The sequence below is a fragment of the Streptomyces sp. NPDC002130 genome (assembly GCF_040296465.1).
Classification (GTDB): Bacteria; Actinomycetota; Actinomycetes; order Streptomycetales; family Streptomycetaceae; genus Streptomyces.
This window is the reverse complement of the sequence record NZ_JBEOXI010000219.1, coordinates 1-13,762: the sequence shown is the minus strand read 5'-3', so window position 1 is coordinate 13,762 and position 13,762 is coordinate 1. Positions and strand designations below refer to the sequence as shown.

General features: G+C 70.3%; 10 protein-coding genes and 3 pseudogenes. 6 read left to right on the top strand and 7 right to left on the bottom strand.

Annotated elements, in window-relative coordinates; all coding sequences use genetic code 11:
• The 6 genes and pseudogenes from ABT116_RS31660 to ABT116_RS31635 form a co-directional block, all read left to right on the top strand.
• Positions 1-159, top strand: a pseudogene (locus ABT116_RS31660) (pyridoxamine 5'-phosphate oxidase family protein); the annotation flags it as partial.
• Positions 160-162: 3 nt separating this feature from the next.
• Positions 163-861: a L,D-transpeptidase family protein gene (locus tag ABT116_RS31655; protein WP_351640834.1), complete on the top strand. Its 699-nt coding sequence runs from the start codon at positions 163-165 to the stop codon at positions 859-861.
• A 126-nt stretch (positions 862-987) separates the two neighbouring features.
• Positions 988-2,370: a ferredoxin reductase family protein gene (locus ABT116_RS31650; RefSeq protein WP_351640833.1), complete on the top strand. Its 1,383-nt coding sequence runs from the start codon at positions 988-990 to the stop codon at positions 2,368-2,370.
• 40 nt (positions 2,371-2,410) lie between these two features.
• Positions 2,411-3,490: an FMN-binding protein gene (locus ABT116_RS31645; RefSeq protein WP_351640832.1), complete on the top strand. Its 1,080-nt coding sequence runs from the start codon at positions 2,411-2,413 to the stop codon at positions 3,488-3,490.
• The gene (locus ABT116_RS31640; RefSeq protein WP_502983970.1) at positions 3,483-4,286 is read left to right on the top strand and encodes an FAD:protein FMN transferase; all 804 of its coding nucleotides are present in this window, start codon (positions 3,483-3,485) and stop codon (positions 4,284-4,286) included. The genes ABT116_RS31645 and ABT116_RS31640 overlap by 8 nt, the downstream gene beginning before the upstream one ends.
• Before the next feature lie 422 nt (positions 4,287-4,708).
• Entirely contained in the window at positions 4,709-6,055 is a 1,347-nt protein-coding gene (locus tag ABT116_RS31635; RefSeq protein ID WP_351640830.1) for a VCBS repeat-containing protein, read from the top strand.
• A 407-nt stretch (positions 6,056-6,462) separates the two neighbouring features.
• Here the strand turns inward: ABT116_RS31635 and ABT116_RS31630 are convergent, their stop codons facing one another.
• From ABT116_RS31630 to argJ, 7 genes and pseudogenes are all read right to left on the bottom strand, one after another.
• Positions 6,463-8,862, bottom strand: a complete 2,400-nt coding sequence (locus ABT116_RS31630) for an FG-GAP-like repeat-containing protein (RefSeq protein ID WP_351640829.1) — start codon at positions 8,860-8,862, stop codon at positions 6,463-6,465.
• Between the two features lie 216 nt (positions 8,863-9,078).
• The gene (locus ABT116_RS31625) at positions 9,079-9,489 is read right to left on the bottom strand and encodes a hypothetical protein (protein WP_351640827.1); all 411 of its coding nucleotides are present in this window, start codon (positions 9,487-9,489) and stop codon (positions 9,079-9,081) included.
• Positions 9,489-9,716: pseudogene (locus ABT116_RS31620) on the bottom strand (GNAT family N-acetyltransferase); the annotation flags it as partial. The gene ABT116_RS31625 and the pseudogene ABT116_RS31620, both read right to left, overlap by 1 nt.
• A 380-nt stretch (positions 9,717-10,096) precedes the next feature.
• On the bottom strand, positions 10,097-10,642 hold the full coding sequence (locus ABT116_RS31615; RefSeq protein ID WP_184561750.1) for an arginine repressor: 546 nt from the start codon (positions 10,640-10,642) through the stop codon (positions 10,097-10,099).
• A 7-nt stretch (positions 10,643-10,649) separates the two neighbouring features.
• Positions 10,650-11,849 carry an acetylornithine transaminase gene (locus ABT116_RS31610; protein WP_351640824.1) on the bottom strand — a complete coding sequence of 400 codons (1,200 nt, stop codon included), beginning with the start codon at positions 11,847-11,849 and terminating at the stop codon, positions 10,650-10,652.
• Positions 11,846-12,757, bottom strand: a complete 912-nt coding sequence (gene argB, locus ABT116_RS31605) for an acetylglutamate kinase (protein ID WP_351640822.1) — start codon at positions 12,755-12,757, stop codon at positions 11,846-11,848. The genes ABT116_RS31610 and argB overlap by 4 nt, the downstream gene beginning before the upstream one ends.
• Positions 12,754-13,762: pseudogene (gene argJ / locus ABT116_RS31600) on the bottom strand (bifunctional glutamate N-acetyltransferase/amino-acid acetyltransferase ArgJ); the annotation flags it as partial. The gene argB and the pseudogene argJ, both read right to left, overlap by 4 nt.

The following is a 13,762-nucleotide window of genomic DNA, read 5'->3' as shown; positions in this document are numbered from 1 at the left end:
TTCATGGCGTACGAGGAGGACCGGGACCTGCACGGCAAGCGGTTCGCCCGAGAGGACGACGCCTCACTCAGCGCGTACTTCGGCAAGAAGGAGCACATCGCCACCAGCCTGGACGGACTACCCGGGCTGCCGTTGCCGCTGCCGCCCTCTACCGTCTGAGGCATGCGCCCCGGTGCCGTCGCCCTCGCCGTCTCCTCCTTGATCGTGCTCGGCGCCGGGCCGGTGGCCCCCTCGCCGCCGCTGCCGGCCCGGATGGCGCACACCGGCGGCGGCACCCAGCTGATCACCGCGGTGGCCCCGAAGCGGGCCTCGACGACGGGCACGGTCACCTGGTGGGACCGCGAGGACGGGCGCTGGGTGAAGCGGGGGTCCGCACCCGCCCGTTTCGGAGCGAACGGACTCGCCTCGGGCGCCACTCGCAAGCAGGGCACGAACACCACGCCCACCGGCCTCTACGGCCTGCCGTACGCCTTCGGCATCAAGGCCGCGCCGCGCGGGACGGCGTACACCTACCGCCGGGTGCACCGGGACTCCTGGTGGTGCCAGGACAACGACTCCCGGTCCTACAACCGCTGGAGCGAGCCGCGTGCGGCCGACTGCCGGGCCGCCGAGTCCGAGCACCTGATCACCTACTCCGCGCAGTACGCGCACGCGCTCGTCATCGGCTTCAACTACGAGCGGCCCGTGCAAGGGCGCGGCGCGGGCATCTTCCTCCATGTCAACGGGCGGGGGGCGACGGCCGGTTGCGTCTCGGTGTCCGAGAAGGCGATGCGGCGGATCCTCGTGTGGGCCGACCCCGCGCGGCGGCCGCACATCGCCGTGGGCACGCAAAGCGGGAGCACGGCCGTCACCCGCCTGTGACGGGGCGAGGCCGCGTGAGCGTGACCAGCGGTCACTCCTGCCCGCACCCGACTCGGTGCACGGCTGAACACTCCCGTGTCGCGGTCCGTATCTGTGGGCCAAGGGTCAAGTCCCCACGGAGGAACCGTGACCACCACGCTCGCAGGCGGACGTGCCGCCCGCCGCCAGACGATGCGCCGCATCCGCCCGCGCCGCTCCCCGGCCGTCCCGCTGCTGATCGCCCTGTGTGCCGGTGCGGCGGCCGTGCTGTGGCTGTGGTGGGACAACACACCGTCCCTTGCGGACAACACGAGCAAGATCCTGGCCGCCGGCCGGATCACCGGTCTGCTCGCCGGCTACCTCATGGCGCTGGTGGTGCTCCAGATGGCCCGGGTGCCCGCGCTGGAGCGCCGGGTGGGCACCGACCGGGTCGCGCGCTGGCACGCCATGACCGGCCGCTACACGCTCTGCCTGGTCCTCGCCCACGTCTTCCTCATCATGTGGGGCTACGCCCTGCAGGCGGGCAAGGGGCTCGGCGACATCGTCCAGCAGACGACGGACTCCATCAACCAGCTGCCGGACATGGGCAAGGCCGCCATCGGCACGGGCCTGCTGTTCCTCATCGGGATCCTGTCGATCGGCGGGGTGCGCCGGCTGATCGGCTACGACACCTGGTACCACGTGCACCTGCTCACGTACGCCTCGGTGTACCTGACGTTCTGGCACCAGATCACCACCGGCAACGAGTTCGCCGTCGAGCCGGCCGCGAAGACCTTCTGGTACGGGCTGTACGGCGTGGTGACCGCGCTGGTCGTCTGGTACCGGATCCTCACCCCGATCCGGCTGAACATGCGGCACCGCATGCGCGTCGCGGCGGTCATCGAGGAGACCCCCGGGATCGTGTCCGTGCTGATCAGCGGACGCAAGCTGCACCGGATGGGCGCGGAGGCCGGGCACTTCTTCCGCTGGCGGTTCAAGGCACCGGGCATGCGCTTCAGTTCGCACCCGTACTCGCTGTCGGCGGCCCCCCGCCCGGACATGCTGCGCATCACGGTCAAGGCGATCGGTGACCACACCTCCCGGCTGCGTGATCTCGAACCCGGCACCAAGGTGTGGGCCGAGGGGCCGTACGGCGCGATGACCGCGCAGCGCCGCAGCCGCGGCAAGGTGCTGCTGGTCGCGGGCGGTGTGGGCATCACCCCGATGCGGGCGCTGTTCGAGACGCTGCCGGGCGCGTCCGGCGACATCACCCTCCTCTACCGGGCCAACACCACCCAGGACCTGGCGCTGTGGGGTGAACTCGCCAAGATCGCCGACGAGCGCGGCGCCCGGCTGATGTACGCGGTCAACAGCCCGGAGGGCGAACGCCCCGACATCTCGGCGGAGTCCCTCCAGCGGAAGATCCCGGACATCGACGACCACGACGTCTTCATGTGCGGGCCGCCCGGTTTCGCGCAGTCGGTCTACGAGGCACTGCGCGGCGCGGGAGTACCCGCTCGCCGTATCCATCACGAGTCGTTCGAGATGTGAGCGACGGGACACCAACGGTCTTTCAGGAGTTTGGGAAACGATGAGGAAGTCTCACCCCGTCCGGCGTGCCGTACTCGCCGGCGCAGCCACCGTCTCCGGGATCGTGCTGCTGCTGTCCCTGAAGCCGGCCTCCGACCCGGGTTCGGCCCAGGCTGCCGGGCAGGCACCGCCCGCGGCGGCCGGGCAGGCCCCGCAGGGCGGCGTGAACGGCGCGGTCACCGGTGACGCGGCACAGACGCAGTACGGCGCTGTGCAGGTCCGCCTGACCATGAACAACGGCAAGATCACCCAGGCCGAGGCGGTGCAGGCCCCCAAGGGTGGCCGCAGCGACCAGATCACGGCCAGCTCGGTGCCGCGCCTGAACCAGGCGGCGGTCGCGGCGCAGAGCGCGGAGATCGACGCGGTCTCCGGGGCGACGTACACCAGCGCCGGCTACAAGAAGTCGCTTCAGTCGGCTCTGGACAAGGCGAAGGCCTCGGCCGGGGCGCAGCAGGGGTCGGGCGGCGCGCAGACGCTGACCGGCGATGTCGCGCAGACGCAGTACGGGCCGGTCCAGGTCCGGGTGACCGTCACGGGCGGCAAGATCACCAAGGCCGAGGCCGTCCAGGCCCCCAAGGGCGGCCGCAGCGACCAGATCACCGCCAGCTCGGTCCCCCGCCTCAACCAGGCGGCCGTGGCGGCCGGAACCGCGGACATCGACGCCGTGTCCGGCGCCACGTACACCAGCGCCGGCTACAAGAAGTCCCTCCAGTCGGCCCTGGACAAGGCTCCGGCCGGCGGCGGCTCCTCGCAGGGCGCGGGTTCGGGGGGCGGTCAGGCGGCGGGTTCTGGAGGCGGTCAGGCGGCGACGCAGACCCTGACCGGCAGCGTGGCGCAGACGCAGTACGGGCCGGTGCAGGTCCGGGTGACCGTCGCGGGCGGGAAGATCACCAAGGCCGAGGCGGTCCAGGCCCCCAAGGGCGGCCGCAGCGACCAGATCACCTCCTCCTCCGTCCCCCGCCTCAACCAGGCGGCCGTGGCGGCCGGGAACGCGCAGATCGACGCCGTGTCCGGGGCGACGTACACCAGCGCGGGCTACAAGCAGTCCCTGCAGTCCGCGCTGGACCAGGCCGGTGGCTGACACGGTGGCCGACTCCGCACAGGCTCCCGCCGCGGTACGTCATGCCGAGGAGACGATGGGGACCGTCTTCTCCTTCGACGTCCGCGGCGGGGAACCGGCCGCCGTGCGCGCGGCCCTGGACGAGGCCGTCGCCGGGCTGCACCGGGTCGACGAGGTGTTCAGCACGTATCGCGAGGACAGCCAGATCTCGCGATTGCAGCGCGGTGAGGTGACCGTCGCGCAGTGCGATCCCGAGGTCGCCGAAGTGCTCGAACTGGCGGCCGAGGCCGAGCGGCTGAGCGACGGCTGGTTCAGCACGTCGTATCAGGGCCGCCTCGATCCGACCGGCATCGTGAAGGGCTGGGCGGTCGAGCGGGCGGCGCGGCTGCTGGCGGACGTGCCCGGGGTGTGCGGGGTGAACCTGAACGGCGGCGGCGATGTGCAGTTGCTCGGGACACCGGGTGGGCAGCGGCCGTGGCGTGTGGGTGTGGCCGATCCGTTGCGTCCGGGGGGTCTCGCGGCGGTCGTCTCGGCGGCCGGGGTGGCGGAGCTGTCCGTGGCCACATCCGGTACGGCGGAGCGCGGAGACCACATCGTCGATCCCCGTACGGGCCGTTCCGCCGTGACCGACCTCGTCGCCGTGACGGTGGTGGGTCCCCGGCTGACATGGGTGGACTGCTGGGCGACGGCCGCGTTCGCGATGGGCTCGCGGGAGGGCCTGGCGTGGCTGGAGTCGCTGCCGGACGTGGAAGCGCTGCTGATCACGGCCGGGGACGAGGTGCGGTGTACGGGGGGCTTGGCTGCGAGGCTGGGGTGAGTCGAGGCTGAGGGCAGGTGGATCCGCAGCCCGGCGTAGCGGGGTGCCGCTGCGGTGATCTGGGGGTGCGGGGTGGCTCGGCCGAAGCCGTGGCAAGTCGACGACGAGCTGTGGGCGGTGATCGAGCCGCTGTTGCCAATCATCTGCCTCCGGGGCCTCCGGGCGGCATTCTGGAACGATCAGTTGGTGCGCGGTGAGCCATTGAGCAAGCGTGCCCGCGATGAGCCAGTCGTAGAGCCTGGGACGTCTGTACTGGACCGGGCGGGCTACTGCCGTCGACGGCCACCGAAACAAGGCTCCGCCGCCTGCAACCTTTCCCCCCGTCCGACTGTCTCCTGATCATCAACCGCTCCTGTCTCTGTCGTCCCTTAGACATCAATCGGCACAGGAGCGGTCGCACAGAATCATCAGGAGACACTTTCATGCGCATTCGCCCCGCAGCCTGCGCGGCACTCCTCGTGGCGTCCCTCGCCCCCGTCCTCACGGCATCTCCCGCCGGCGCGGCGGCGGCCAGGTACGCGGACGACTTCAACGGCGACGGCTACCGCGACTACGCCAGCTACACCTACGAGCAGTACAGCAAGGGCGGCGGCGTCCGGATCACCTTCGGTACCGCCTCCGGACCCGGCACCCGGACCCAGTTGATCACCCAGGACAGCCCCGGTGTCCCCGGCGCCGACGAGACGGAGGACCAGTTCGGCGACGTCCGGGTGCCCGCCGACTTCAACGCCGACGGATACGGGGACCTCGCCGTGTCGGTGTCGCGCGAGGACGTCGACGGACGCACGGACGAGGGCGGCGTCGTCATCCTGTGGGGAAGCGCGACCGGCCTCTCGGGTGGCACCGCGCTCCCCAACGCCGGCGCCAAGGTGTCGAACGCCCGCTTCGGCCGCGACCTCGCCGCCGGGGACTTCAACGGGGACGGCAAGAAGGACCTGGCCGCGATCAGCGGGAGCAAGGCCTACGTCTACCGCAGCATCACGCGCACCGGTGCGGCAGGCTCGGTCACCAGCCACGACAAGACGACGAGATTCGCGCCCACGTCCCTGGTCTCGGGCAACATGAACGGGGACTCCAAGACCGATCTGGTGATCATCGGAATCACCGACGAGCCCGACAGCTTCGGCACGGACGCGTGGTTCATCAAGGGCGGCTCCCCGCTCAGCGCGGGCAAGACCCTGCGCCTCGTCACGAACTACGGCGACCCCAGCGAGGCGGTGATCGCCGATTTCAACAAGGACGGCTACGGGGACCTCGCGGCGGGCAGCCAGATGTACAACAACAATCAGGGCCGGGTGTCCATCTGGTACGGCTCCTCCACCGGCCCCGCCACCGCCGTCCGTATCACGCAGGCCACCACCAACGTCGCCGGCACCCCGGAGTCCGGCGACCTGTTCGGCTCCTCCGTCTCGGCCGCCGACATCAACGGCGACGGCTACAAGGACCTCGCGATCGGCGCCTACGGAGAGAAGATCAGCCAGGAGACGACCGAGGGCGGCGTCCACGTCCTGCGCGGCAGCGCGAGCGGGATCACCGGCACCAACTCCCAGTGGCTCGCCCGCAACACCGCCGGCGTCCCCGGCGACGTCGCATGGAACGACTGCTTCGGCGAGCCGGTCCGCCTGCGCGACACCAACCGCGACGGCAAGGCCGACCTCTACGTCGGCGCCATCAACGGCTCGCTGCGCTTTCCCGGCACGTCGTCCGGCGTCACCACGACCGGTGTGACCGACGCCGACGCCGAACTCATCTGGGGCATGCTCCAGTAGGCCCGGCCTCCCGCCCAGCTGCCTGGGGTTCGCCTTGTTCGTACGAGTGCGGCCGCGTCGTGGCCGCTCGCGCAGTTCCCCGCGCCTAGAACGGGGCTTGGCCCCTGAACCGGGCCCCGTTCGGGAGTACAGGGGGCGGAGCCCCATCTACTGTCGAGCGTCGAACGGAAGAACTGCCGGCAGCTCGCAGAACCCAGAGCGACAGCTACGGAGCCACAGTCCGCTCCCACTGACAGGACACGCCCGCCCACCACTCATGCGGGTTTCGATGCTCTCGCCTGGTCAGGCGAGAGCGCAACGATCCCGTAGCGGGACAGTAGCCGGTCGTGCCTCGCAGGATCACGGTGAATCCGGCCGGGACGGCATGGGCTTCGAGCCGGGCCTGACCGCACCCGCGGTGACGGGCCCTACACGTTGCCGCCCCGGTTGAGCCAGCACCGGACGGCGCCGCCGTCGTAGACGACGATGTAGTCGGCCTTTCCGTCGCCGCTGATGTCGCGGAACGTCGACTTCTCACCGGGGTAGTCGGTCTCGTTGACGAAGTACCGGTGCTCGGTGAACCCTCCACCGCCCCGGCCGCCGTCATTGACGTACGCGTGGACGGCACCGGTGGAGCCGACCATGACGTAGTCGGCCTTGCCGTCGCCGTTGACGTCCGCCAGCCGGAGCTTGTCCCGGGAACCGTAGGAGACGCCGGGGGCCCAGTTCAGGATTTCCTCGAAGCGGTACCCGCCGTCCTCGGCTGGGTGGTTGACGTAGGCGTGCACGGCCCCGCTGTCACCGACCCGGAGATAGTCGTCGCGGCGATCGCCGTTGACATCGGCGAACCGTACAGCTTCGCGCGGCACGCCAGCGGCCTTCGGATTGACGGCCAGGACTGCTCCGCTCCACGTGACCCGGCCGCTACGCACCCCCTCGTTCACGTAGTGGATCAGAATCTCGGTGGAGCTCCCGGTCGGACGGACCTCGACGAGGTCGTCGCGGCCGTCTCCGGTGAGGTCGGCGAAGCGAAGGCTCTCGGCCTCGTCGCGGTTGTCAATGTCGAAGTCGGATTCCACTTCCACCCAGTGCGGTTTGCCGGGCTCGGCCGGGGTGTTCAGGGCGATGCGCATGCGGCCGTTGTCGGGGACGCGTATGTAGTCGTCGCGGCCGTCACCGTCGATGTCTGCGAGGTCGGTGCGGCCCTGCGGAGACGTCATCCCGGGAGCGACGACGCCCAAGGCGCGCCAGCCCGGACCGGCCGCGCTTCCCTCTTCCACGTTCGGGTCGCCGGCGTCGCCGCACCGCGAGCCGGTCCGTGGGACGGGTTGCCGCAGCCACCCCTCGTCCTCGACACGCAGCAGCGCCTCGGCGAAGGCCTGGGCCACCTTGCGGTAGCCCTCGTCATCGGGGTGCGAGCCGTCGACGTCCTCGGTTGTCAACTCGCCCATGCTGACCAGCCTTACATGTTCGCCCTGCCGCTGGCGCTGTTCGACGATCCGGGGCAGTTCGGCGTTGTACCGGTCGATCTTTGCCTGCATCCCCGCCTTCGTGGAGGGGACCAGCGTGGCCACCAAGACCGTGGCCTCTGGGGCGTCGCGCAGGATCTGGTCGATGAGAGCGCCGAGCCGCTCTGGGGCACCGGCGAGCTCGTGGTCCTGGTTCATGTCATTGGTCCCGGCCATCAAGGTGACCACATTGGGCCGGTACGCCTCGACGGTGCAGTCCAGCACGCGGGCGATCTGGTCGATCCGGTACCCCGGATGGCCCTCGTGGTCGTGGTCGGCACCGTCCGTCTTTCCCGAGCGCTGGGAGCCGACCATGTCCACGTCCCGCTTCTGAAGCAGGCCCGTGTCGTCTGCGACATATTTGTACTGAGTGGACAGTTCGAATTCGGCGCGGTACCCGTCGCCGTGGGTGCTGTTGACCCCGTTGCTGATGGAGTCGCCCGCCGGCATGACTCGTGCGGGAACGGGCTGCCGCACGGGCCTGGACAGCGGGGTCTCGTTCACGGACTGGTCCGGTCCCACCTGTACGCCCCAGTGGTCCGAGCCGACCTGGTCCAGCCGCCTCACCCTGAGGTCGTAAAACCACTGGTCGGCGACCACGTAGTCCAGTTCGTGCCCGCTGTTCTGCGTCCGCTGATGGGTGCGGTAGATCGCTGCCGAGGGGAAGTCCCTCCGTGTGACGAGGGTGTCCGGCTCGACGTTGAAGTCGCCTCCCACCGCCCATCGGTAGACCTCGCCGTCCTCCCTTGCCCATTCTTCGACGTGGTCGTCGACAGCGTTGAGCATGGCCGCGGAGTCACCGCCGCCGCCGGACAGGCCGTGGAAGGTGAAGTACCAGTGCTGTCCGAAGCGCACGCCCAGAGCCCGGCGGCCGGCGTCCACCGGATTCTGGACCACCCGGACCTGGTCCGCCGCCCCGCGGACCACGATCGCGATGTTCACCCGGCCTCCGGTGTTCGTCCCCCCATTGGTGTCCGTCTGGAGGAAGTAGACCTCGTACGGCCCGCCTTCGTGCGTCCCGGTCTCCGGGTTCCAGGTGCTGTTCTCGTACGTGTCCCCGTCGACCGTGGTACGGGTGATCGACCTGATGCGCTCGCCTGTGTCGTCGACCAGACTGGACGGCGGACCCGCGCCCGCTTCCTGCAGCAACAAGACGGACGTCCGATTCATATACTCACGGGCCCGTTGCCACTTGATGCCCGCCTCACCGGCCAGGCCCTCACCCTGCATGTTCCAGGTGATAACCGTCCTACGGTCGATTCCCGCGGCACGCGCCGGGCCCGCTGTCATGGCCACCACGGCCATGGACGTCGCCAGCATGGCCATCACGAGGGCAGCAGTGAGCAGCGCCCGTAACGGCCGTGAACATAGGTATGTGTGTCTCACGCCAGTTTGACGGTCCCCCGACTCTGCCGGTTGTCTCCCTCCGACTGTGACAGCACTCACGGTGAACAGGGACGGCTCGCCCGGTTCCTGCAGACGAAGGACGCGAGGCCGGCGAGAGCCCGCAGCGGGGCGGGGACGCGCGGTGCTGGGCTACGCGTGCACCTGCCACCCGCGGTCCGCCTCGGCGCGAGCCACTTCGTCGTCGTACTGACTGGCGTCGAAGTGGAGTTCCGGCGGGGGGTGGGGCACGGGAGTGTGCGCCGCCCACGGAACCTCCCAACCCGACCACTGCACGGTCCCCCCGAACCGCTGCACGATCACGGTCAGGAAGCCGCAGCAGCCACCAGTGCACTCTGGTTCCCCCAGCTCCAGGCGGCGCGCCTCGCCGGTCGCCCGGAGGGGGCTGGGGCGGCCGGCCGGCAGCGCATCAGCCGCGTACGGTCCGCGGCCGCCTTCGCCGACCGCCTCTTCGACCACATCCTCGCCGTTGACCCAGAACCGCAATTGGGCAGCGAACCGAGGTCCCGGCGGCAACACCCTGATCTCCAAGCGATCGAACATCAGACCACCCTACGGGGCACGCTGACGTCAGCGCCCGGCCCCGCCGGCGCCCACCTCTTCGAGTCGTAGCGGCTCTTCTGGGCAACCCGGCACGATGTCAGGTTGTCCACCTGGTGCAGGAGTTCGAGACGCTCCAGCCCGTCGGCTTCGAAGGCGTCGAAGGCCCAGTTGGTGAGTGCCTCCAGAGCGCGGGAGGCCACTCCCCGCCCGCGAGCGTGCGCCGCGGTGACGCTGCACGGCGTCGGGCCGGCCTGCTTCGGCTCGGTGGCGGCAGGCATCGGAACAGGCGACGCAATCGCCCTGGCAGGCGGCGCGGCGGCGCTCACTGCCGGTGGATTCTCACCTGGCACCCGCCCACCTCCCCGGTCCCCGTCCTGAACTACTCAACGGGAGCAGAGAACTGCACCGAACAGCATGCGTGTAGCTCTCCCGCGCAGTGACCGTCGCAGGTCGGTCGGCCGCGAAACGCGTCAGACAGTCGTTCCCGATAGCTCATCGTGTCAGGAGTTCTTAGCGGCACGTTTGCCCGCAGCTGGGGAGACGCCCCTGAGGGGCGCGGGGAACTGCGCGACGAGCCACGGCGCACCCGCACCCGCACGGCAACCGCTCAGTGCCCGTTCTGCGCCAGCCTCAGCAGATGATCGGCCAGGGCCTGCCCGCCCGCGGGCTCCCGACTGATCAGCAGCAACGTGTCGTCTCCGGCGATCGTCCCCAGGATGTCGTGCAGTTCGGCCTGGTCGATCGCCGAGGCCAGGAACTGCGCAGCCCCCGGAGGGGTCCGCAGGACCACGAGATTCGCCGAGGCCTCCGCGGAGATCAGCAGCTCCTGCGAGAGCCGCCGCATCCGCTCCTCCTTCGCCGACCCGCCCAGCGGCGCCCGGGGCGTACGGAACCCGCCCTCGCTGGGCACCGCGTAGATCAGGTCGCCGTCGGCGTTGCGGATCTTCACCGCGTTCAGCTCGTCCAGGTCCCGACTGAGCGTCGCCTGCGTGACGCTCAGCCCGTCGTCGGCGAGCAGCTTCGCCAGCTGGCTCTGCGACCGGACCGGCTGCCGGTTGAGGATGTCCACGATCCGGCGGTGGCGGGCGGTGCGGGTCTGCGGCACGGCGGGCCCGTTCGCCCCCGGCTGCTCGTGGTCCTGCGCCTGGCTCATCGTCGTCTCATTCCCCGGATCGTCCGTCCCCGCCTGCTGCCTGGAGGATGCCGGGCAGCGCCCCGAGGAACGCGTCCACCTCGTCGTCGCGAAGGTTCAGCGGCGGCATCAGCCGGACGACGTCGGGGGCGGGCACGTTCACCAGGAATCCGGCCTCCTGAGCCGCCTGGCGCACCTGGGGCGCGAGCGGCTCGGTGAGCACGATACCCAGGAGGAGTCCCGTACCCCGGACGAAATCGATCAACTCATGGCCGAGACCCTCGATCCCGTCCCGCAACCTCTCGCTCTGCCGCTTGACGTTCTCCAGCAACCCCTCGTTCTCGATGGTGTCGAGGACGGCGAGCCCGGCGGCGCAGGCCACGGGGTTGCCGCCGAAGGTCGTGCCGTGCTGGCCGGGCTGGAGCAGGTCGGCGGCCCGTCCGAAGGCGACGGTCGCACCGAGCGGCAGGCCGCCGCCCAGCTGCTTGGCGAGGGTGACGACGTCGGGCAGGACGCCCTCGTGGGCCTGGTACTCGAACCAGTGCCCGGTCCGGCCGATGCCGGTCTGCACCTCGTCGAGGACGAGGAGCGCCCCGGTCGCCGCCGTGATGGCCCGGGCCGCCTTGAGGTAGCCGGCGGGCGGGACGACCACGCCGAGCTCGCCCTGGATCGGCTCCAGGATGACGAGCGCGGTCTCCTCGGTGACGGCCGCGGCCAGGGCCTGCGCGTCACCGAACGGCACGTGCGTGACGTCGCCGGGCAGCGGCAGGAACGGCTCGCGCTTGCCGGCCTGGCCGGTCATGGCCAGGGCGCCCATGGTCCGCCCGTGGAAGGCGCCCTCGGTGGCCACGACGTGGGTCCGCCCGGTCAGCCGGCCGATCTTGAAGGCTGCCTCGTTGGCCTCGGCGCCGGAGTTGCAGAAGAAGACTTTGCCGTCCCGGCCGAACAGGTTGAGCAGCCGTTCGGCGAGGGCGACGGTCGGCTCGGCCATGAAGAAGTTGGAGATGTGGCCGAGGGAGCCGATCTGCCGGCTGACGGCCTCGACGACGGCCGGGTGGGCGTGGCCGAGGGCGTTGGTGGCGATGCCGCCGACGAAGTCGAGGTACGCGTTGCCGTCGGCGTCCCACACCTTGGTGCCCGCGCCGCGCTCCAGGGGCAGCAGCGGGGTGCCGTAGTTGTTCATGAGCGCGCCCTGCCACCGCTCGGCGTACTCCTGATGGGCGGTCATACGGCTTCCCCCTCTTGCTCGTCGGGCACGACCATCGTGCCGATGCCCTCGTCGGTGAAGATCTCCAGCAGGATCGAGTGCTGGACCCGGCCGTCGATGACGCGGGCGGTGGTGACGCCGTTGCGCACGGCGTGCAGGCAGCCCTCCATCTTCGGCACCATGCCGGACGACAGGTCCGGCAGCAGCCGCTCCAGCTCGGTCGCGGTGAGGCGGCTGATCACCTCGTCGCTGTGCGGCCAGTCCTCGTAGAGGCCCTCGACGTCCGTGAGGACCATGAGGGTTTCGGCGTCCAGTGCAGCAGCGAGTGCCGCAGCCGCCGTATCAGCATTGACGTTGTAGACATGTCCGTCGTCCTGGGAGCGGGCGATCGAGGAGACGACCGGGATGCGGCCGTCGGCGAGCAGGGCCTCGATCGCGCCCGTGTCGATCGCGGTGATCTCGCCCACCCGCCCGATGTCGACCAGCTCGCCGTCGATCTCGGGCTGGTGCTTGGTGGCGGTGATGGTGTGCGCGTCCTCGCCGGTCAGGCCGACGGCGAGCGGCCCGTGCTGGTTGAGCAGCCCGACCAGTTCGCGCTGGACCTGCCCGGCCAGCACCATCCGTACGACGTCCATGGCGTCCTCGGTGGTCACCCTGAGGCCGGCCTTGAACTCGCTGACGATGCCGTGTTGATCGAGCGCCCGACTGATCTGCGGGCCGCCGCCGTGCACGACGACGGGCTTGAGGCCGGCGTGGTGCAGGAACACCACGTCCTGGGCGAAGGCGGCCTTCAGGTCCTCGTCGATCATGGCGTTGCCGCCGAACTTGATGACGACCGTCTTGCCGTTGTGCCGGACCAGCCAGGGCAGCGCCTCGATGAGGATCTGCGCCTTGGGCAGCGCGGTGTGCTTGCGCGTCGGAGTGCTCATGAGCTGTAGGCGCTGTTCTCGTGGACGTAGTCGGCGGTGAGGTCGTTGGTCCAGATCGTGGCGGTCTCGGACCCGGCGGCGAGGTCGGCGACGATGTGCACCTCGCGGTAGCGCATGTCGACCTTGTCGCGGTCCTCGCCGACGCCGCCGTTCTTGCAGACCCAGACGCCGTTGATGGCGACGTTCAGCCGGTCGGGCTCGAAGGCGGCGGAGGTGGTGCCGATGGCGGAGAGCACGCGGCCCCAGTTGGGGTCCTCACCGTGGATGGCGCACTTGAGGAGGTTGTTGCGGGCGATGGAGCGGCCCACCTCGACGGCGTCGTCCTCGGTCGCGGCGTTGATCACCTCGACCTTGATGTCCTTGCTGGCGCCCTCGGCGTCCCGGATGAGCTGCTGTCCGAGGTCGTCGCAGACCTGCCGTACCGCCTCGGCGAACTCCTCGTACCCGGGGGTGACTTCGGCCGACCCGGAGGCGAGCAGCAGCACGGTGTCGTTGGTGGACATGCAGCCGTCGGAGTCGACCCGGTCGAAGGTCGTGCGGGTGGCGGCCCGCAGCGCCTTGTCGAGCACCTCGTCGTCGAGCGCGGCGTCGGTGGTGAGGACGACGAGCATGGTGGCGAGGCCGGGGGCGAGCATGCCCGCGCCCTTGGCCATGCCGCCGACGGTCCAGCCGTCCTTGGTGACGACGGACGTCTTGTGGACGGTGTCGGTGGTCTTGATGGCGATGGCGGCCTTCTCGCCGCCGTGCTCGGAGAGCTGGGCGGCGGCGGTCTCCACGCCCGGGAGCAGCTTGTCCATCGGGAGCAGGAGGCCGATGAGGCCGGTGGAGCAGACGGCGACCTCGATGGCGCCCCGGCCCAGGACCTCGGCGACCTTCTCCGCTGTCGCGTGCGTGTCCTGGAAGCCCTTCGGACCCGTACAGGCGTTGGCACCACCGGAGTTGAGGACGACGGCGGACACCTGGCCCCGCTACATTACATGATCGGACCACTCAACCGCCGCGGCC